Origin of the sequence: Dankookia sp. GCM10030260 (assembly GCF_042666655.1) — a bacterium.
Taxonomy (GTDB): Bacteria; Pseudomonadota; Alphaproteobacteria; order Acetobacterales; family Acetobacteraceae; genus Paracraurococcus.
On the sequence record NZ_JBHTDE010000004.1, the window covers coordinates 108,399 to 127,648 of the forward strand.

At 72.8% G+C, this 19,250-nt stretch carries 19 protein-coding genes; 6 read left to right on the plus strand and 13 right to left on the minus strand.

The window, feature by feature from the left end; genetic code table 11:
• Positions 1–153: 153 nt before the first annotated feature.
• From ACFQS7_RS16120 to ACFQS7_RS16140, 5 genes are all read right to left on the minus strand, one after another.
• Positions 154–393 carry a YdhR family protein gene (locus ACFQS7_RS16120; protein WP_380068126.1) on the minus strand — a complete coding sequence of 80 codons (240 nt, stop codon included), beginning with the start codon at positions 391–393 and terminating at the stop codon, positions 154–156.
• Between the two features lie 67 nt (positions 394–460).
• On the minus strand, positions 461–1,315 hold the full coding sequence (locus ACFQS7_RS16125; RefSeq protein WP_380068127.1) for a fumarylacetoacetate hydrolase family protein: 855 nt from the start codon (positions 1,313–1,315) through the stop codon (positions 461–463).
• Positions 1,316–1,385: 70 nt separating this feature from the next.
• On the minus strand, positions 1,386–2,129 hold the full coding sequence (locus tag ACFQS7_RS16130) for an SDR family oxidoreductase (protein WP_380068128.1): 744 nt from the start codon (positions 2,127–2,129) through the stop codon (positions 1,386–1,388).
• Between the two features lie 228 nt (positions 2,130–2,357).
• On the minus strand, positions 2,358–2,588 hold the full coding sequence (locus ACFQS7_RS16135) for a hypothetical protein (protein WP_380068129.1): 231 nt from the start codon (positions 2,586–2,588) through the stop codon (positions 2,358–2,360).
• Between the two features lie 122 nt (positions 2,589–2,710).
• Positions 2,711–4,501: an IlvD/Edd family dehydratase gene (locus ACFQS7_RS16140; RefSeq protein WP_380068130.1), complete on the minus strand. Its 1,791-nt coding sequence runs from the start codon at positions 4,499–4,501 to the stop codon at positions 2,711–2,713.
• Positions 4,502–4,604: 103 nt separating this feature from the next.
• Between ACFQS7_RS16140 and ACFQS7_RS16145 the strand changes: the two genes are divergently transcribed.
• Entirely contained in the window at positions 4,605–5,633 is a 1,029-nt protein-coding gene (locus ACFQS7_RS16145) for an alpha/beta fold hydrolase (RefSeq protein ID WP_380068131.1), read from the plus strand.
• A 19-nt stretch (positions 5,634–5,652) separates the two neighbouring features.
• On the opposite strand, the gene ACFQS7_RS16150 is transcribed toward ACFQS7_RS16145, so the two are convergent.
• A complete protein-coding gene (locus tag ACFQS7_RS16150; protein ID WP_380068132.1) occupies positions 5,653–5,985 on the minus strand; it encodes a hypothetical protein in 333 nt (110 codons plus the stop codon).
• A 205-nt stretch (positions 5,986–6,190) separates the two neighbouring features.
• Positions 6,191–7,237 (minus strand): alpha/beta hydrolase, encoded by a 1,047-nt coding sequence (locus tag ACFQS7_RS16155; RefSeq protein WP_380068133.1) that lies wholly within the window; start codon positions 7,235–7,237, stop codon positions 6,191–6,193.
• A gap of 174 nt (positions 7,238–7,411) precedes the next feature.
• On the opposite strand from ACFQS7_RS16155, the gene ACFQS7_RS16160 reads away from it, so the two are divergent.
• Positions 7,412–8,788: an MATE family efflux transporter gene (locus ACFQS7_RS16160; RefSeq protein ID WP_380068134.1), complete on the plus strand. Its 1,377-nt coding sequence runs from the start codon at positions 7,412–7,414 to the stop codon at positions 8,786–8,788.
• A 40-nt stretch (positions 8,789–8,828) separates the two neighbouring features.
• Here ACFQS7_RS16160 and ACFQS7_RS16165 read toward each other — a convergent pair whose 3' ends face one another.
• Positions 8,829–9,836 (minus strand): C-terminal binding protein, encoded by a 1,008-nt coding sequence (locus tag ACFQS7_RS16165; protein WP_380068135.1) that lies wholly within the window; start codon positions 9,834–9,836, stop codon positions 8,829–8,831.
• 74 nt (positions 9,837–9,910) lie between these two features.
• A complete protein-coding gene (locus ACFQS7_RS16170) occupies positions 9,911–10,876 on the minus strand; it encodes a cyclase family protein (RefSeq protein WP_380068136.1) in 966 nt (321 codons plus the stop codon).
• 81 nt (positions 10,877–10,957) lie between these two features.
• Here ACFQS7_RS16170 and ACFQS7_RS16175 point away from each other — a divergent pair, with 81 nt between their 5' ends.
• Positions 10,958–11,707 carry an SDR family NAD(P)-dependent oxidoreductase gene (locus ACFQS7_RS16175; protein ID WP_380068137.1) on the plus strand — a complete coding sequence of 250 codons (750 nt, stop codon included), beginning with the start codon at positions 10,958–10,960 and terminating at the stop codon, positions 11,705–11,707.
• A 249-nt stretch (positions 11,708–11,956) separates the two neighbouring features.
• Complete coding sequence (locus tag ACFQS7_RS16180) at positions 11,957–13,207, plus strand: hypothetical protein (protein WP_380068138.1); 1,251 nt, start codon at positions 11,957–11,959, stop codon at positions 13,205–13,207.
• Positions 13,208–13,212: 5 nt separating this feature from the next.
• Here the strand turns inward: ACFQS7_RS16180 and ACFQS7_RS16185 are convergent, their stop codons facing one another.
• Entirely contained in the window at positions 13,213–13,857 is a 645-nt protein-coding gene (locus ACFQS7_RS16185; RefSeq protein WP_380068139.1) for a class I SAM-dependent methyltransferase, read from the minus strand.
• The gene (gene ubiA, locus ACFQS7_RS16190) at positions 13,854–14,753 is read right to left on the minus strand and encodes a 4-hydroxybenzoate octaprenyltransferase (RefSeq protein WP_380068140.1); all 900 of its coding nucleotides are present in this window, start codon (positions 14,751–14,753) and stop codon (positions 13,854–13,856) included. The genes ACFQS7_RS16185 and ubiA overlap by 4 nt, the downstream gene beginning before the upstream one ends.
• 28 nt (positions 14,754–14,781) lie before the next feature.
• Here ubiA and ACFQS7_RS16195 point away from each other — a divergent pair, with 28 nt between their 5' ends.
• Positions 14,782–15,510 (plus strand): 16S rRNA (uracil(1498)-N(3))-methyltransferase, encoded by a 729-nt coding sequence (locus tag ACFQS7_RS16195; RefSeq protein WP_380068141.1) that lies wholly within the window; start codon positions 14,782–14,784, stop codon positions 15,508–15,510.
• 48 nt (positions 15,511–15,558) lie between these two features.
• Positions 15,559–16,905, plus strand: coding sequence for a glutamate--cysteine ligase (locus ACFQS7_RS16200; RefSeq protein ID WP_380068142.1), 1,347 nt, complete (start codon positions 15,559–15,561; stop codon positions 16,903–16,905).
• Positions 16,906–17,368: 463 nt separating this feature from the next.
• On the opposite strand, the gene ACFQS7_RS16205 is transcribed toward ACFQS7_RS16200, so the two are convergent.
• The gene (locus ACFQS7_RS16205; RefSeq protein ID WP_380068143.1) at positions 17,369–17,815 is read right to left on the minus strand and encodes a GNAT family N-acetyltransferase; all 447 of its coding nucleotides are present in this window, start codon (positions 17,813–17,815) and stop codon (positions 17,369–17,371) included.
• Positions 17,812–19,248 carry a metalloprotease TldD gene (gene tldD / locus ACFQS7_RS16210; RefSeq protein WP_380068144.1) on the minus strand — a complete coding sequence of 479 codons (1,437 nt, stop codon included), beginning with the start codon at positions 19,246–19,248 and terminating at the stop codon, positions 17,812–17,814. Before tldD ends, ACFQS7_RS16205 begins: the two co-directional genes overlap by 4 nt.
• Positions 19,249–19,250: the final 2 nt, after the last annotated feature.

Consider the following 19,250-nt stretch of genomic DNA (forward strand, 5'->3'; position numbering starts at 1 on the left):
GGCTACAGCGGCGTGCGTTCGAAAGTGAACGCAAACCGCTGTAGCTCCATGGTTTCTGCGCAGATTCATGCGTCCGGGCGCGCACGCCCTCCCGCGATATGCTCCAGCGGCAGTGGCACCCGCGCGGCAAAGCCTTCTTCGCCGCGCCAGGGCTCAGGGTAACGGGCCCCGGGTGATCCGGGACTGCGGCGCGTTGACCGCGCGGTAGGTCACCTCGATGCCGGTGACGCCGACCCGGCCCAGGCGTTCCGCATGCATTCGGTGATAGGCCTCGGCCGCGGCGCGGCTTTCGAACAGGTAGACCCCGCCGGCGCGGTGCTCCGCCGCGCTCTCGGTCCAGATCTTCCAGACCAGGCCAGGCTCCTGCGCGATGCTCTCGGCCAGCGCGCGCAACGCCGCCGCCTGTTCCGGCCCGCCGGGAGGGCGGGCCGGGAAGTCGAGGATCAGCAGGATCGGTGCGTCAGGCGGCAGCGTAGGCGACCGTCTTCTGGGTCTGCTCGCCCAGGCCCTGGATGCCCAGGTGCATGGTCTGCCCTGCCTTCAGGAAGACCGGCGCCGGCTTGACGCCGAGCCCGACGCCCGGCGGCGTGCCGGTGAAGATCACGTCGCCCGGATGCAGCGTGATCATGTGCGAGACATAGGAGACGATGGTCTTCACCCCGAAGATCATCGTCCGGGTCGAGCCGTTCTGGTAGCGCTTGCCGTCCACCTCGCAGAACATGGTCAGGTTCTGCGGGTCGGGGATTTCGTCCTTGGTGACCAGCCAGGGGCCGACCGGGCCGAAGGTGTCGCAGCCCTTGCCCTTGTCCCAGGCGCCGCCGCGCTCAATCTGCCACTCGCGCTCGGAGACGTCGTTGCCCAGCGCATAGCCGGCGACATGGTCCAGCGCCGCCTCCTCGCTGACGCACTTGGCCTTGGTGCCGATGATGATGCAGAGCTCGACTTCCCAGTCGGCCTTCACCGAGTTCTTCGGGATGATGACGTCGTCGTTCGGGCCGCACAGCGCGCCGAGCGACTTGAGGAAGACGATCGGCTCCTTCGGCACCGGCGCGCCGGTCTCGGCGGCGTGGTCGGCATAGTTCAGGCCGATGCAGATGAGGTTCTTCATCCCCGTGGTCGGCGGGCCGAGGCGCGGGTTGCCCGGCACCGCGGGCAGGGAGGCCGGGTCGAGCGCGGCGATCTTGGCCAGGCCGGCGGCGGACAGCGCCTCCCCGGCCAGGTCGGGGATGACGCCGGACAGGTCGCGGATGGTGCCGGATGCATCGAGCATCCCGGGCTTTTCCTGGCCGTCGGGGCCGTAACGCAGCAGCTTCATGATGGGTCCTCCAGAAAACGGCGCGCCGGCACGAAGGGTTGGTGTGGCGGCTTCGTGCCGGCGCGGAAACTCACAACATCCAGCCGCCGTCGATGACCATGGCCTGGCCGGTGACGAAGGTGCTCTCGGGCGCGGACAGGTAGACCACCAGCGCCGCCATCTCCTCGGCGGTCGCCAGCCGGCCCATCGCCTGCCGGGCGACGAAGGCGGCGCGCGCCGCGTCCATCCCGCCCGCGGCCGCGGCATTGGCGGCGATGCGGTCGCCGAGGCTCGGGGTATCGACCGTGCCCGGGCAGACCGCGTTGCAGCGGATGCCCTTCGAGACATAGTCGGTGGCGACCGACTTGGTCAGCCCGATCACCGCCGCCTTGGTGGTGCCATAGACGAAGCGGTTCGGCGCGCCCTTCAGGCTGGAGCAGGCCGAGGACATGTTGACGATCGACCCGCCGCCCCTGGCGACCATGCCCGGCAGCGCGGCGCGGATGGTCTGCCACATGGCGCGGACGTTCAGCGCGAAGGCGAAGTCCCATTCGTCGTCGGTGCAGGTCTCGATCGAATTCTGGTGGACGAAGCCGGCGCAGTTGAACAGCACGTCGAGCGGCCCGGCGCCCTGCACCGCGGCGGCGACGGCCTTGTCGTCCAGCACGTCGAGCGTCAGCGTCTCGATGCCGTCGAGGCCCCGCAGCTTGTCGGCGTCACGGTCGGTGGCGACGACGCTGGCGCCTTCCGCCGCATAGGCCAGCGCGGTGGCGCGCCCGATCCCCTGGCCTGCGGCCGTCACGAAGCACCGCTTGCCCTGCAGCCTGCCGGCCATTGGTCGCCTCCCGCCCTGATTGCGGGCGCCATCTTCACGGCGGCGGGCCGGGCGTCAATGCCCCGGGGGCGGGAAGAATTCTCTCCCCCGGACCCCCTCTCACCTTTTTCTCCGGGTCGATGCCCACCGCGCGGCAGGCCCCGGCCCACAAAAAAAGGCGGGGCGCGGGGAGGTTCACCTCCCCGTCTTGCTTTCCTTCTTAGGCCGTCGCCGGCGGCACGGGGTGGCTCAGCGCGCCTTGTCGGCCAGGATCATGCGGCGCACGGGGGCCTGGGGCAGGCTGGCCGCGACCGGCTTGTCCTTTGCCGCGGCGGCCTGCGCCGGGGCGGGCAGGGGCGCGACATAGGCACGCTGGTTCTGCTCCAGCGTCCGCGTCGAAGCGGCCGCGCTCTGGGCGAGGGCGGGTGCCGCAGCCAGGCCCGACAGCAGGGCCGCAGCGGCAAGCAGGTTGCGCATCATGGAACATCGACCTCGTTGGATCGGGCGGCCATCGCGCCGCCCTTTGCCGGCAAGATGGGGTTATCCCCCCATGCTTGCCAATCCGAAGTCCCGATACGTCCTATTCGCCACGCTGATGGACGTCAGTGGTTGTGCCGGCTCTCGCCCCGAGTCTCCAGGATGTTGAGATAGGCCGTCGCCGGCTCCAGGCAGCCGCCGGTGCCGAGCTGGCCGACCATGCTGCGCTGGATCTCCTCCCAGGGCGTCTTGTTCGGCAGCACCGGGGGCTTCCAGGCGGCGCGGCGGGCGGCGAGCTCGGCCTCCGGGATCATCACGTCGACCTTCCGGGTATTCAGGTCGATGCGGATCGGGTCGCCCGACCTCAGCAACGCCAGCCCGCCGCCGATCGCGGCCTCGGGCGAGATGTTGAGGATCGAGGGGCTGCCCGAGGTGCCGGATTGCCGCCCGTCGCCCATGGTCGGCAGGGTGTCGAGGCCTGCTTTGATCAGCGTGGCCGGCGGCTGCATGTTCACCACCTCGGCGCTGCCGGGATAGCCGACCGGGCCGGAGTTGCGGATCACCAGCACGGTGTGGTCGTCGATGCCGAGGGAGGGGTCCTCGATCCGGTCGTGGTAGTCCTCCGGCCCCTCGAAGACGACGACCTTGCCATTGAAGACGCCCGGCGGCTCGGACAGGTACCGGCGGCGGAATTCCGCGTCGATGACGCTGATCTTCATCACCGCGCTGTCGAAGATGTTGCCGGACAGGATGGCGAAGCCGGCATGCGGCTTCATCGGCTCATTGTAGGCGCGGATCACCTCGCGGTCGGCAGGCTCGAGGTTCTCGAGGTTCGCCGCATAGGTCCTGCCGGTCACCGTCATCGCCTGGCCGCGCAGCTTGCCGGCCTCCAGCAGCTCCCGCATCACCGCCGGCACGCCGCCGGCGCGGTGGAAGGCTTCGCCCAGGAAGCGGCCGGCCGGCTGGCAATCGACCAGCAGCGGGATGTCGTGGCCGATGGTGTCCCAGTCCTCGATCTTCAGCTCGACGCCCATGTGCCGGGCGATGGCGATGATGTGCGGCGGGCAGTTGGTGGAGGCACCGATCGCACTCGCCGCGAGGATCGCATTCTCGAAGGCCGCGCGGGTCATGATGTCGGACGGGCGCAGGTTCTCGTGCACCATCTCGACGATGCGCCTGCCCGTCGCATAGGCCATCTGGCCGCGTTCGCGGTAGGGCCCGGGGATGGCGGCGCAGCCGGGCAGGGACATGCCCAGCGCCTCGGCCAGGGAGTTCATCGACAGCGCCGTGCCCATGGTGTTGCAGTGGCCGACGCTGGTCGCGGAGGACGCCACCAGCTCCATGAAGTGGTCGTAGTTGATCTCGCCCGCGGCCAGTTGCTTCCGCGCCGCCCAGACGATGGTGCCGCTGCCGGTGAGCCGGCCCTTGTGGTGGCCGTCCAGCATCGGCCCGCCGGACAGCACGATGGCCGGGATGTTGACGGTCGCCGCGCCCATCAGCACCGCCGGCGTGGTCTTGTCGCAGCCCGCCGTCAGCACGACGCCGTCGAGCGGGTAGCCGTGCAGGACTTCCACCAGGGAAAGATAGGCCAGGTTGCGGTCGAGCGCCGCGGTCGGCCGCTTGCCCGTCTCCTGGATCGGGTGGATCGGAAATTCCAGCGGGATGCCGCCGGCGGCGATGATGCCGTCCCGCACCCGCTTCGCCAGGTCGAGGTGGTGGCGGTTGCAGGGCGACAGGTCGGAGCCGGTCTGGGCGATGCCGATGATCGGCTTGCCCGACTGCAGCTCACCCCGCGTCATGCCGAAATTCAGGTAGCGCTCGGTATAGAGCGCGGTCATGCCCGGGTCTTCCGGGTCGTCGAACCAGCGCTGGCTGCGCAGCTTGAAGGGCTTCTTGGTCTGGTCGGATCCGGCCATGGCATTCACTCCCGCTCGGCGAAGGCTTAGACCCGTGAGTTGGGGTGTCAACAACGTGGGCGCAGGCCTAGCCTGCGCGAAAATGCCGCCTGGGACCGCCGCCATGCCGCGCCATCGCCTGCTCGCCGCGCTTTTCGCCGTCGCGCCCGCCTTTGCCGGCCAGGCGGAGGAACCGCCGCTGGCGCTGCGCGGCATGGGCAGCTTCCATATCGGCGGGCGGGAGGCCGTGGTCGCCGGCAAGCCGGTGCGGGAGGTGCTGCTGGTCCCGGGCGGCGTCCCCGCCCGGATCGACGCCAACGGCACCTACCAGGTGGAGGCGATGTACGTGCAGTACCACCTGCCCGCGGCCGAGCGCGGCGCGGTGCCGCTGCTGCTGTGGCATGGCGGCGGCCTGACCGGCGTGACCTGGGAGACGACGCCGGACGGGCGGGAGGGCTGGCAGCACTATTTCCTCCGCCGCGGCTGGGCCACCTATGTGAGCGACGCGGTGGAGCGCGGACGCTCCGGCTGGGCGATGTCGCCGGAGATCTTCCAGGGCGAGGCGATCTTCCTGACCAAGGGCGACCCCTGGGAACGTTTCCGCATCGGTGCCGGGCCGGGCAGCTGGCGCACCCGCACGGCGCTGCCGGGGACGCAATTCCCCGTCGAGGCCTACGACAACTTCATGCGCCAGGTGGTGCCGCGCTGGACCACGACGGATACGGCGCAGCTGGCCGCCTACCGCGCGCTGCTGCGCCGGGTGGGTCCGGCGGTGGTGCTGGCGCATAGCCAGGGCGGCATGTTCGCCTTCCGCGCCGCCCAGGCGGAACCCGCCCGGGTGCGCGCCCTGGTGCTGGTCGAGCCCGCCGGCTTCGGCGAGGCGACGCCGGAGGCGTTGGCGGCACTGCGCGGTGTCCCGGTGCTGGCCTTGTACGGCGACTTCATCGACCGGGATGGGCGCTGGCCGGCGATCCGCCAGCGCGGGCTCGACTTCTACGCCAGGCTGCGGCAGGCCGGCGCCGAGGTCGACGTCGTGGCGCTGCCGGAGCGCGGCATCATGGGCAACAGCCACATGATGATGATGGACCGCAACAGCCAGGCCGTGGCGCAGGTGGTGCAGGACTGGCTGGCGGTGCGGGGGCTGTGGCGATAGCCGCCCCCACCTTCGACGATTACGGGAAGACCAGGTCGGTCACGCTGCAGGTGTTCACCCGCCGCCGCTCGGTCGCCTCGCCGCTGCCGTAGACCACGCGGATGTCGTTGACGCATTGCCCGCTCGGCAGGCGGATGGTGTAGCTGCCGCCGGAATTCAGCGCCCGGTCGCCCAGCCGGTCCGGCCCCCAGGAATTCACGCCGGAGGAGGAGACGTAGATCTCGTTGATCTTGCCCGAGCTGTTGTTGGTCAGCCGGAAGGACGGGTCATTGGTCTGCGCCTCGGCGGCGCAGCCGACGAGGAGGACGATCGCCGCTGCGGCGAGCGGCGCGGTGGAACGGGGGGTAGGCATGCCGGGATATCCCTTCCTCGGGGCGGCCCGGGGCGGGCCGCGGCAAGCGAGCGATGTCGCGGCGGCATTGGAAACCGGATCGGGTAAGGGAAGGGTGAAGGCAAGGACGCGGCGGGAAGAAGCACGCCCTCCCCGTCGCCGCGCGGCCGTCGCCGACCCTGAAAAATGGAGAGGGGCCCGGGGAGGATACAGTTTCCCCGGCCTTTCAGGCCGCCGCTTCCTCCAGGAACACCTGCACCGCCTGGAACAACGCCCCGCGGTTGCGCTCCATGACGATGCTGTGCGTCCCCTCCGCCAGCACCACCAGCCGCTTGCCCGGGCTGTTCAGCAGCAGCGGGAACAGGGTGGAGGCCATGGAAGGCGGCGTGTCGCGGTCCCATTCGGCCACCACCAGCAGCACCGGGGCGCGGAGCTTCGCCGGGTCGTAGAACGGCTCCTTGCCCGGCGCCCAGTAGTCCGCCAGGTCCTGCAGCACGCCGTTCGGCGCCCGCAGCGCCGGCGGGTTCTGCCGCTGCCCGTCCGGGTCGGTCGCCCAGGTGACGCCCGCCCAGTGCTCGAACCAGCCGGGCGGGATCAGCCCGGCCGCCTTGTCCTGCGGCACCCCCGCCACCCAGCGCTGCTTCGCCGCGGCCTGGGTGACGCGGCGATAGGCGCCCAGCGGCCCGCTCGCCGGCCCGATCGGCGGCGGCCCGCCGAGCGTCCAGAGCGGCGCGTAAAGCACGACACGCTCCACCACCGAGGGGTTGTCGGCGGCGAAGCGCCCGGTCAGCCCGGTGCCCCAGGACCAGCCCATATGGACGATCCGCGGCAGGCCGCGCTTCTGCCGGATGAAGGCGTTGACCGCGCCGATATCGGCCACCGCCGTCTCGCCACGGACCAGCGGCGGGTTGGCTTCGGGCGGCTGGGCCATCTCGGCCGGGCGGGTGCTGCGGCCATAGCCGCGGATGTCCATGCACCAGACATCGAAGCCGCGGCCGGCGATGTAGTCCATCCAGGACAGCCCGCCGAGCGGCAGGTCGAAGGCGGTATGCGCCGGATAGGTCGCGCCGTGCACGAACAGCAGGGTGCGGCCCGGGGTGAAGGCGGCCAGGGTCTCGGGCCGCTTGTTGCGGACGAAGAGCTCGATGCCCGGGTCCTTCGACGGGACCATGAATTCCTCGGTGGCGAGCGCCGTCGCCTGGGCCTGGGCCTGGGCGGGCATGGCCAGCAGCGGGGCGGCGAGCGGCGTGGCGAGTAGCGCGCGGCGGTGCATGACGTCACTCCGGATTGTGGCTTTCGCGGCAGCCTAGCGCGGAAGCGGCGCCGCGCCAGCCACCGGCGCGGCCGCGATGCGGCGGCGCACGCGACCGCGGCGCCCGGCTGCGCTAAAGCCCCGCCCATGCAGTCCATGGCACACACCGCCGGCGGACCTCCCTGGCGGGCGGAGGTGCGCGCGACCCTCGCCCTGGCCTGGCCGCTGGCGCTGACCAACCTCAGCCAGCATGCGCTGGCGCTGACCGATGCGATCGTGCTCGGCTGGCTCTCGACCGAGGCGCTGGCGGCGGCGACGCTGGGGGCCAACCTCTATTGGGCGGTGATGGCCGCGCCGCTCGGCACCGCGCTGGCGGCGACGCCGCTGCTGGCCCAGGCGCGCGGGGCCGGGCAGCGGCCGGGCGGGGCCGGGCGCGGCTGGGTGCGGCAGATGCGGCGCGGCGCGCGCAGCGCGCTCTGGGCGTCGCTGGTCATGCTGATCCCGGCGCTGCTGGCGCTCTGGTTCGCCGAGGCGGTGCTGCTGGCCACCGGGCAGGAGCCGCGCCTGGCGGCGCTGGCGGGGACCTATGTCCGTGCCCTGATGTGGGGCCTGCTGCCGTTCTGCGGCTTCGTCGTGCTGCGCGGCTTCCTGGCCGCGATGGAACGCCCGGCGCCGGCGCTCTGGATCGCCGCCGGCGGCATCGGGGTGAATGCGGTGCTCTGCATCGGCCTGGTCTTCGGCGGCTTCGGCTGGGATGGCCTGGGCATCCTCGGCGCCGGCATCGCCAGCAGCCTGGCCAACCTGCTGATGCTGCTCGGCCTGCTCGGGCTGATCGCCCGCGACCGGGCGCTGGGGCGGTTCCGGCTGCTCGGGCGGTTCTGGCGGCCGGACCGCGGCAAGCTGGCCGAGGTATTGCGGCTCGGCCTGCCGATCAGCGGGACCATGCTGCTGGAGATCGGCGTGTTCAGCGCCGCGGCCATCGCCATGGGCTGGTTCGGCGCGGTGGCGGTGGCGGCGCATGCCGTCGCGCTGCAGGTGGCGGCGATGACCTTCATGGTGCCGATGGGCATCGGCCAGGCGGCGACGGCGCGGGTCGGGCTGTTCGCCGGCGCCGGCCAGCCGCGGGCCGCGGCGCGGGCGGGCTGGGCGGCGGTGGCCTTGGGCGCCGGCTTCATGGCGGCGATGGCGCTGTTGCTGGTCCTCGGCGGCGGGGCGATCGCCCGCGGCTTCCTCGGCGGCGGCGACCCGCTGGCGGCGGAGGCCGCGGCGCTGGCCGCCACGCTGCTCACCGTCGCCGGGGTGTTCCAGCTGGCGGATGGCGTCCAGGCGGTGGCGGCCGGGGCGCTGCGCGGGCTGAAGGACACGCGGGTGCCGATGCTGCTGGCGGGCTTGGGCTATTGGGGGATCGGCATGCCGGTCGGGCTGGTGCTGGCGGCCTGGCTGGGGCTGGGGCCGGTCGGGCTGTGGATCGGCCTGGCTTCGGGGCTGGGCGGCGTCGCGCTGCTCATGCTGCGGCGCTGGCAGCGGCTGTCCGCGGCGCCGCCGGGCCTGGTGCGGGTGGCGCGGGCCTGAGGCGGGGACCCGCCGGTGCGCGGGCCGCCCGCATGGCCCCTCAGTCGCTCTCGGGCGGGATCACGTTGGTCCGCCGCCCCTCGACCAGCACGTCGCGCATCGTCTCCACGCCCTTGCGGCGGATGTCGTCCCAGGCTTCCGGCGAATGGAAGGCGATGTGCGGGGTGATCACCAGGCGGCCCTGCAGCCAGTCTTCCCGGTCGCGGTAGGCGCGCAGCAGGTTGGGGATCGGGTCCTTCGGCGGCTCCTCCGGGATCACGTCGAGCCCGGCGCCGGCGATGTGGCCGTCGCGCAGCACGCGTTCCAGCGCATCGATGTCGAGGATCGGGCCGCGCGCGGTGTTCACCACGACCGCGTTCTTCGGCAGCAGGCGCAGCTCGCGCTCGCCGATCAGCCCGCGGGTCGTCCGGGTCAGCGGGCAATGGATCGACAGCACGTCGGACTGCGCCAGCAGCGCGTCCATGGACCGCGCGCGGTGGATGCCGAGCGCGCGGTCCCAGCCGTTCGGCTGGTTCGGGTCGAAGAACACCACCCGGTAGCCGAAGGCCTTGGCCCGCAGCGCCGCGGCCGAGCCGATCCGCCCGAGGCCGAGGATGCCGAAGGTCTGCACCTCCTGCCGCCGCACCAGGGGGGAGGGCCGCACCGCCCAGGGCGCCGGGTCCGGCCCGCGCTGGGTCTCGTGGTACAGGATCAGGCCGCGGCGCAGCGACAGCGCCAGCAGCACGGCGAATTCGGCGACCTCCTGCGTGCCGTAGTCGGGCAGGTTGGCGACCAGGATGCCGCGCGCGGCGCAGGCGGCGCGGTCGACCCGGTCGTAGCCGACGCCCATGCGGACCACGACCTTCAGCTTCGGGAAGCGAGCGATCTGCTCGGCCGGGACCCACATCCGCAGGGTCATCAGCCCCTCGACCTCGGCCAGCAGGCTGTCCGGCAGCTCGGCCAGCGAGGCCTTCGCATTGCCCTGCAGGATACGGACGCTCGGCCCGAGGATCTCCTGCTCGAGCTTCGTGTCCGGATAGAGCCCTTCCGGCTCCAGCACCGTCAGCATCCGCGATTCCCTCCCCCGATCTGGCGGGGAAGGGTAGGGGTGGGGGCTGCGGCCGCAAAGCCCCCCGCCCCGCGCTACAGGATCGCGGTCGGCGCCACCGTGCTGCCGGTCGCCCCCTTCAGCTTCAGCGGCTGGACGTTCAGCACGAATTCCGACCGCCGCTTGGCCGCCAGCTCGTCCAGCTTCAGGTTCTCCAGCAGGTGCACGCCGTTCACCACCAGCGCGATCTGGTGGATCGGCAGGCTGGCCGCCGGCATGGTCTTGGACGGCGAGACCTCCACCGTCGCCACGTCGGCGCCCATCAGGATCGGCCCGCGCCGGATGACGAACTCCGCCGCGGCGACGCCGATCCCCGGGTTGCTGTTCAGGTAGCGGGCATTCTCCTTGCCCCACAGCGCGCCCCAGCCGGTGTGGAACAGCACCGCATCGGCCTCGGCCAGCGCCACGTCCTGCCGCCGCAGCGCGGCCTCGACATCGGCGACGCTGATCTCGTAGCCCGCCTCCAGCATCGGCACGCCCTTCAGCGCCGCGATGTCCAGCAGCACGCCGCGGGTGAAGATGTTGCCGACGGTGTGCACCCCCATCTCGGTGAAGCCGTTGCGGGTGGCGATCCTGTCCACCTCGACGCAGTTGTAGGTATGGTTGCCGATGGTCTGGTGCGGGAACATGTCGAACTGGGTGCCGACCTGGCCCATCTCGGCGATCACCATCTCCTCGTTCGAGCCGCGCCGGTTGGCCTGCGGGTTCATCGCCAGCGGTTTCAGGTGGATGTGGAATTGCCGGGTGGATTGCAGCGGCATGCCCTGCTCCAGCACCTGGCCGAGCTCGACGATCTCGCCGCTGCGGATCAGCCCGGCGGTGCGCTTCACCGTGTCCGGCGTCTGCCGGTTCATCGCCCCGCGCCGGTCGGCGGCACCCCAGGGGCCGGGGCAGCGCTGGGCCGGCTCGGGCGGGGTCCAGGATTGCTGCGCGGCGGCCGGCACTGCGGCGGCCAGGCCGGCGGCGGCGGCAAGCGCCCCGCGGCGCGAGACTATGGTCATGGCGTTCCTCCGATGGTCTTCTTCGCCCTGGCAGGCGCGCCATGCTGGCACGCCGGCGTTTCGCAGCGGGGCGTTTATTCCATGACGGTGCGGCGATACCTGATCACCGGCGCGGCCAGCGGCATCGGCGCCGCCTGCTGCCGGATCCTGGCCGGCCCCGGCGTGGCGATCGCGCTGCACACCCGGAAGAACCGCGACGGCGCCGAACGCATGGCGGAGCACGTGCGCGGCACGGGCGGCACCGCGCATGTCCTGCTCGGCGACCTGGCCGAGGCGGAGGCGCCGGCCCGCGCGGTCGACCAGGCGGTGGCGGCGCTCGGCGGGCTGGACGTGCTGGTCTCCAATGCCGGCTTCGCCGACCGCACGCCGCTGGCCAGCCTGAGCGACGCGGCCTTCGCCGCCAGCCACGACGCCATCGCCTTCGCCCTGCTGCGGCTGGCACGCGCGGCGAAGCCGCATCTGCTGGCGGGGCGGGACCCACGGCTGGTCGCGGTCTCCTCCTTCGTCGCTCACGTCTTCCGGCTGGAGCACCCGGTCTTCCCGGCCTCGGCCGCGGCCAAGGCGGCGCTGGAGGCGCTGGTGCGGGCGCTGGCGGTGGAATGGGCGCCGGACATCGCGGTGAACGCCGTGGCGCCGGGCTTCACGCAGAAGGACCCCGGCGCGCATGCGGCGCTCGACCCCAAGGCCTTCGAGGAGCGGATCGCCCGCATCCCGATGCGGCGGCTCGGGTCCACCGAGGACGTCGCGGCGGCGATCGGCTTCCTCGCCTCGCCGGCGGCCGGCTACATCACCGGCCAAGTGCTGCATGTGGATGGCGGCATCACGGCGTGACGGTGCCGCCCCGCTTCGGGCTTGCTTTTTTGTGACATTTTTCCTATGACGACCGGCCGTGTCGGAGGCCGGCCCATGGGTCCAGGACCCGTCGCTTTCCCGTCCCGCGCCGGCCGCCTTCTCGGCGGCGCGCCCGGCGCTGGATCGCCCCCGGGATTTGTCCGAATCCCGCCGATGCGACCGCGCCCGTCGCATGCCTCGCCGACCCCTTGCCCCGATCCCGGGTCGCCGCGGCATGCCGCCCGCCGCTTGCCGCTGCTGCTGCTGTTGGCCCTCCTCCTTGCCCCGCCCATGGTCCGGGCGCAGGAGCTCGCCGGGCATGGCGGGCCGGTGCGGGCCCTGGCCGTGCTGGCGGGCGGTGGCCTGGCCTCGGCAGGGTTCGACCAGGCGGTGATCCTCTGGGACCCGGCGGCGGGCCAGGCGCGGCGGGTGATGCGCTGGCATGCCGGCGCGCTGGCGGCGCTCGCGGCCCTGCCGGATGGCGGGTTGGCCAGCGCGGGGGAGGAGGGGCGGATCGCCCTTTGGCCCACCGGCGGGGCCGAGATCCCGTCCAAGGTGCTCGAAGGCCATGCCGGGCCGGTCACCGCGCTGGCGGTGGCGGCGGACGGGGGGCTGGCCTCGGCCGGCTGGGACGGCACGGTGCGGATCTGGGCCGCCGACGGCACCGCGCGGGTGCTGCAGGGCCATGCCGGGCCGGCCGCCGCCCTGGCCTGGACGCCGGCGGGCCTGGCCAGCGCCGGGGCGGATGGCACCGTCCGGCTGTGGGAGACCGCCGGCGGCCGGGTGCTGGCCGAATTCGGCCTGCCGCTGAATGCGCTGGCCGCGCTGCCCGGCGGCGCGCTGGCGGCGGGCGGGGCGGATGGATTTGTCCGAATCCTGCAACCCGGTGGCACCGTCCGCGAATGGGCCGCCGGCCCGAGCCCGGTGGTCGCCCTCGCCGTGGCGCCGGATGGCGGGCGGCTTGCCGTCGCCTCGATGGGCGGCAGCGCGGCGCTCTGGTCGGTCGCCGACGGCAGGCTGCTGCACGGGCTGGACGGGCCGGGCCTGCCGCTTTGGTCGGTGGTGTTCGCGGCCGATGGGCGCAGCCTCTGGACCGGCGGGCAGGACCGCCGGGTGCGGCGCTGGGATGCGGCGACCGGCGCGCCGCTCGGCCCGCTGGCCGGGGCGGCCGAGCCGGCGCCGCCGGAGGGCGCCGATGCCGAGGGCGCCCGGGTGTTCCGCGCCTGCAGCGCCTGCCACGCGCTGGGCGCCGATGCCGGGCCGATGGCGGGCCCCAGCCTGCACCGGCTCTTCGGCCGGCGGATGGGGTCGCTGCCCGGCTATGCCTATTCGCCACGCCTCGCCCGCGGCGACATCACCTGGACGCGGGAGACGGTGGCCGACCTCTTCACCCGCGGCCCGGACGTGGTGACGCCGGGGACCCGGATGCCGGTGCAGACGGTGGGCGAGCCGGGCGACCTGGCGGCGCTGCTCCGCTTCCTCGAGGTGGCGACGCGGTGAGCCGCCTATCCCAGCAGCCGGCAGATGGTGACCAGCCGGTGGTCGCGGTCCTCCAGTTCCCGCGTCACCGGCACGTCGAAGCGGGCCAGCTCCGCCATGCCGTCCTGCGGGACATAGGCGCGGCCGGGATCGGCCAGCCAGACCTCGGCACCAGCCGCCGCCATGGCGCGCAGCCAGGGCAGGATATGGCGGGTCATCGGCGCCTCGTAGCAGACGTCGCCGGCGAGGATGAGGTCCCAGCGGCAGTCGGCGCCCACCACGTCGCCCTCCGGCGTGGCGACGGCAACGCCGTTCAGCGCGGCGTTCAGCCGGGTCGCGGCGAGCGCCAGCGGGTCGATCTCGGCCGCTTCCACCGTGGCGGCGCCGGCCCGGGCCGCGGCGATCGCGGCCAGGCCGCAGCCGGCGGCGAAGTCCAGCACCCGGCGTCCCGCGACATGCGCCGGCGTATCCAGGATCAGCCGCGCCATGGCCTGGCTGCCGGGCCAGGCGAAGGCCCAGAAGGGCGGCTCGATGCCCTCCCTGTGCAGCCAGGCCTCGGTCGCCTGCCAGATCGGGGTGATCTCGGTCGCCAGGTGCAGCGCGATCTCCGGCACTATGTCCGGCCGGGCGATGGCGGTCTGGGTGCGGATGAAGGCTTCCGGGTCGCTCACAGCCGGCCCAGCAGGAAGGCGAGGGCGATGGCCAGCCCGACCTCCCGGTTCGCCTTGAACAGGCGGAGGCAATGGCCGGGGTCGTGGATGTCGAGCGTCAGCACCTGCCGCGCCAGCAGCGCCGCCGGCAGCAGCAGGCCGGGCAGGAAGGCCCAATGAAGCCCGGCGACCCAGCCAGCCGCCGCCAGGAAGGCCAGGGTCGCGCCGTAGCAGGCCGCGAGGAAGGGCTGCGTGTCCTCGCCGAAGCGCAGCGCGGTGCTGCCGATGCCGACCGCGGCGTCGTCCTCCCGGTCCTGGTGGGCGTAGATCGTGTCGTAGCCGAGGATCCAGCAGAAGCCGGCGGCCCAGAGCAGCAAGGCCACCGCATCGATCCGCCCGGTCGCCGCGGCGATCCCCTCCGGCCCCGCCCAGGAGAAGACCAGGCCCAGCATGGCCTGCGGCCAGTTGGTCACCCGCTTGGCCAGCGGGTAGAGCAGGATGGGCACCAGCGCCGCCAGGCCGAACAGGATGGCGGTCAGGTTGAGCTGGACCAGCACCAGCAGCCCGACCGTGCAGAGCCCGGCGAGGAAGCACAGCGCCTGGAAGGGCGTGACGGTGCCGGCGGCCAGCGGCCGGCCGCGCGTGCGTTCGACCTTGCGGTCGATGTCGCGGTCCCAGAGATCGTTCACCACGCAGCCGGCGCCGCGCATGGCGACCGCGCCGATGCCGAACAGCAGGGTCAGCCGCAGCCCCTCCGCCCAGTCCGGCGCGGCGATGGCGAAGGCCCAGAGCCCCGGCAGGAACAGCAGCCAGGAGCCGATCGGCCGGTCCAGCCGTGCCAGCAGCGCGTAGGGGCGCCAGCCGGGGGGCAGAAGGGCGACCAGTCCGCCGGTCCTGATGTCGGTGTAGCCTTGCACGCCTGCTCCGTGTCAGCGAAAGGGCCGCATGTCCACCCCGCGCCTGTATCTGGACCAGCCCCTGGCGGAGGGGGCCGAGGTTCCCGCCACCGCCGGCCAGGCGCATTACCTCGGCGGGGTGATGCGCCGCGCCGCGGGCGATGCGGTGCTGCTGTTCAACGGCCGGGACGGCGAATGGGCGGCCTCCATCGCCGGGCTGCGCAAGGACCGCTGCAGCTTCCGGCCGGAACGGCAGACCCGGCCGCAGGAGCCGATGCCCGGCAGCCGCCTGCTGGTCGCCGCGGTGAAGCGCGACGCGATGGACTGGATCGCCGAGAAGGCGACCGAGCTCGGCATCGGGCTGATCCAGCCGGTGCTGACCCGGCGCAGCATCACCGACCGCGTGAACGTCGCCCGCCTGGCCGCGATCGCCCAGGAGGCCGCCGAGCAATGCCGCCGGCTGACCGTGCCGGTCGTAGTGCCGGCCGCCCCCTTGCATGCGGTGCTGGATGCGTGGGATGCCACGCCGTTGCTGGTCGGCGACGAGCGGCGGGAATCGCCGCCGCTCGCCGAGGTCGCCCGGGCCATGCCCGCCGGCCCCTGGGCCTGGCTGGTCGGGCCGGAAGGCGGGTTCGAACGGGTGGAGCTTGACGATCTCCGCCGCCGTGCCTTTGTTTCGACGGTTTCCCTCGGGCCCCGCATCCTGCGGGCGGAAACCGCGGCGGTGGCAGGGCTGGCGGTGCTGCAGGCACTGGCCGGCGACTGGAACAGGGTTTGATCGTGCGCCGGGCGTCCTGCCCAGGCCCCGACGATATGGAAGGGCAGGATGTCTAATCCCGGCGAGGCGGACCTGACGCCGATCACCTCCACACGGCAACTGGCCGAGTGGTTCGCCGCCGGCAGCAAGCCGCGCGCGGACTGGGGGGTCGGCACCGAGCACGAGAAATTCGGCTTCCACCGGGCCGGCCTGGCGACCCCCGAATACGAGGGGCCGGGCGGCATCCGGGCCATCCTGGCCGGGCTGCAGGCGGAGGGCTGGGAGCCCATCCTCGACGGCGCCAACCCGATCGGGCTGAAGCGCGGCAGCGCCTCGGTCAGCCTGGAGCCGGCCGGGCAGCTCGAACTCTCGGGCGGCATACTGCCCGACCTGCACGGCACCTGGCTGGAACTGCAGCAGCACCTGCGCGAGGTGCATGCGGTGTGCGGGCCGATGGACGTCGGCTTCGCGCCGCTCGGCTTCCACCCGCTGCATACGCGGGAGCAGATGCCGTGGATGCCGAAAGGCCGCTACGCCATCATGCGGCGCTACATGCCGACGGTGGGCAGGCTCGGGCTCGACATGATGCAGCGGACCTGCACGGTGCAGGCCAACCTCGACTACGGCGACGAGGCCGACATGGTCGAGAAGCTGCGTATCTCCCTGGCCCTGCAGCCGGTGGCGACGGCGCTCTTCGCCAACTCCCCCTTCACCGAGGGCAGGCCGAACGGCTTCCGCTCCATGCGCGGCCAGGTCTGGACCGACACCGACGCGGCGCGCACCGGCATCCCCGGCGTGGTCTTCGAGGACGGCTTCGGCTTCGAGCGATTCGCCGAATGGCTGCTCGACATGCCGATGTATTTCGTCATGCGCGAAGGCCGGTGGCTGGACGCGGCCGGGCGGAATTTCCGGCATTTCCTCGATGGCAGGCTGGATACGCTCCCGGGCGAGCGCGCCACCATGGGCGACTTCGCCGACCATGTGACGACCGCCTTCACCGATGTGCGGCTGAAGCGCTTCCTCGAGATGCGCGGCTCGGACGCCGGCTCTGCGGCGATGATCGTCGCCCAGCCGGCGCTGTGGGTTGGGCTGCTCTACGACGCGGCGGCGCAGAAGGCGGCAGCGGCGCTGGTCCGTGACTGGGACGTGGAAGAGATCCGCGCGCTGCGGCTCGCCGCCCCGCGCGAGGCGCTGGGTGCCACCATCCGCGGCCGGACGCTGCGCGAGGTGGCGCGGGACGTGCTGGCCATCGCCCGCGACGGGCTGCGGGCGCGGGCCTTGGGCGAGGATGTCTACCTGGCGCCGCTGGACGAGATCGTCGCCAGCGGGCTGACCCAGGCGGACCGGCTGCTGGCGCTGTACCACGGCGCCTGGGGCGGGGATGCCGGGCGGGCGCTGCTGCACGCGGAGGTCTAGCGGTGACCGCCCCCTCCCGGCCGGTGCGCCTGCGGCCGGAGGAAATCGCCGCGGTGAAGCGGATCGTCGCCGGGCATTTCGGCCCGGCGGCGGAGGTGAGGGTCTTCGGCAGCCGGGCGCGGCCGGACGCGCGGGGCGGCGACCTGGACCTGCATGGGCTGGTGCCGGGGACGTCGCCGGAGGCACGCGCGGCGCCCGGCCCGAGGCTGCGCCGGACGACCTGCATGTCGATCCGCTGGTCCTCGGGACGGGGGATGCACGGCGGCGGGTCGACGACGTGGCCCAGGCGACCGGGGTGCTGCTGTGAGCCTCCGGGAAGTGGTGCGGGTGCGCAACCGCCTGTCGCATGTCTATCCGGACGATCCGGCCCGGCAGGCCCGCCGCCTCGCGGAATGCATCGGCGCCTCTGCGTCGCTGCCGGATTGCGTGGGGCGGATCGAAGCCTGCGCTGTCGCGCGCGGCATTACCCCAGCCGCTTCGCCATGAACACGCGGGCGAATTCCCGCTCCGCCCGCCGCTCGGTCTCGACATAGCCGCGCTTCGCATAGAGCGCGATGTTCCGCTCCATCAGCACATTGGTGTAGAGCCGCACCTCCGCCAGCCCGCGCCGCCGCGCCTCGGCCTCGGCGAAGTCGAGCAGCAGGCGGCCGTCGCCCTTGCCCTGCCGGCCCGGGTCGACCGCGATGTTGTCGAGCATGAGGTGTTCGGGATGCGTCTCGATCACCAGCAGGGCGTGGATGGCGCCGGCCTCCTCCAGGACCCAGGCCTCGCCGGCTTCGATGCGGGCGGCATAGTCGTCCTGCATCGGGAAGGGACGGCGGCCGATGATGGGGACCCAGGGGCCGTAGGCCGCTTCGACGATCGCCGCCAGGCGCGGCGCCTCGCCGGGCCGCGCCTGGCGGATCGTCATACCGCCGTGCCGCCCACCGTCAGCCCCGCCAGCTTGAGGGTCGGCTGCCCGACGCCCACCGGCACGCCCTGGCCCTGCTTGCCGCAGGTGCCGATCCCCGCGTCCAGCGCCATGTCGTTGCCGACCATCGTCACCTTGGTCAGCGAATCCGGCCCGTTGCCGATCAGGGTCGCACCCTTCACCGGCGCGCCCAGCCTGCCGTCCTCGATCATGTAGGCCTCGGAGGCCGAGAAGACGAACTTGCCGGAGGTGATGTCCACCTGCCCGCCGCCGAAATTCACCGCGTAGAGGCCGCGCTTCACGCTGCGGATGATCTCCTCCGGCACCTGTGCCCCGCCCAGCATCACCGTGTTGGTCATCCGCGGCATCGGCGCATGCGCGTAGCTCTGCCGGCGGCCGTTGCCGGTCGGCGCCACGCCCATCAGCCGCGCATTCTGCCGGTCCTGCAGGAAGCCGACGAGGACGCCGTCCTCGATCAGCACGGTGCGGTTGGTCGGCGTGCCCTCGTCGTCCACCGTCAGCGAACCGCGCCGGTCGGGCATGGTGCCGTCGTCGATCACCGTGACGCCGGGGGCTGCGATCCGCTGGCCCAGCAGGCCGGAGAAGGCGCTGGTCTTCTTGCGGTTGAAGTCGCCTTCCAGGCCGTGCCCGATCGCCTCGTGCAGCAGGATCCCCGGCCAGCCCGGGCCGAGCACCACCTCCATCTCCCCGGCCGGGGCCGGCACGCTGTCGAGGTTGACCAGCGCCTGGCGCAGCGCCTCGTCCACCGCCGCCTTCCAGCTTTCCTCGCCGAGGATGCGGGCATAGTCGAACCGGCCGCCCATGCCGTGGCTGCCGGTCTCCCGCCGGCCGTCCTGTTCCACCACCACGGCGACGTTCAGCCGCACCAGCGGGCGGATATCGGCGACGCGGGTGCCGTCGGCACGCAGGATCTGCACCGCCTGCCATTCGCCGTACATGGACGCCATGACCTGCTTGACCCGCGGGTCGCGCGACCGGGCGAAGGCGTCGATCTCGCCCAGCAAGGTGGTCTTGGCGCCGAAGTCGAGCCGCGCAAGTGGGTTGGCATCCTCGTACAGCCGCGCATTGGTCGCCCGGGGTGCCACGTCCAGCGTGCCGGACCGGCCCTGCCGCACCGCGCCGACGGTGTCGGCGGCACGCGCCAGGGCGGCCTCCGACAACTCGCCGGAATGGGCATAGCCGGCGGCCTCGCCGGCCACCGCGCGCAGGCCGAAGCCCTTGGTCGCGTCGAAGGTGGCGGAGCGGATGCGGCCGTCGTCGAGCGAGATCATCTCGCTCTCGCGGTATTCGAGGAACAGCTCGCCGTCCTCGGCGCCGTCCAGCGCCTGCTTCAGGATGCGCTCCGACCCGGCGCGGTCGAGCTCGGCGAAGAACAGGCGGTCGGTGACGGAAAGCGGCGTGTCGAGCGGCATGA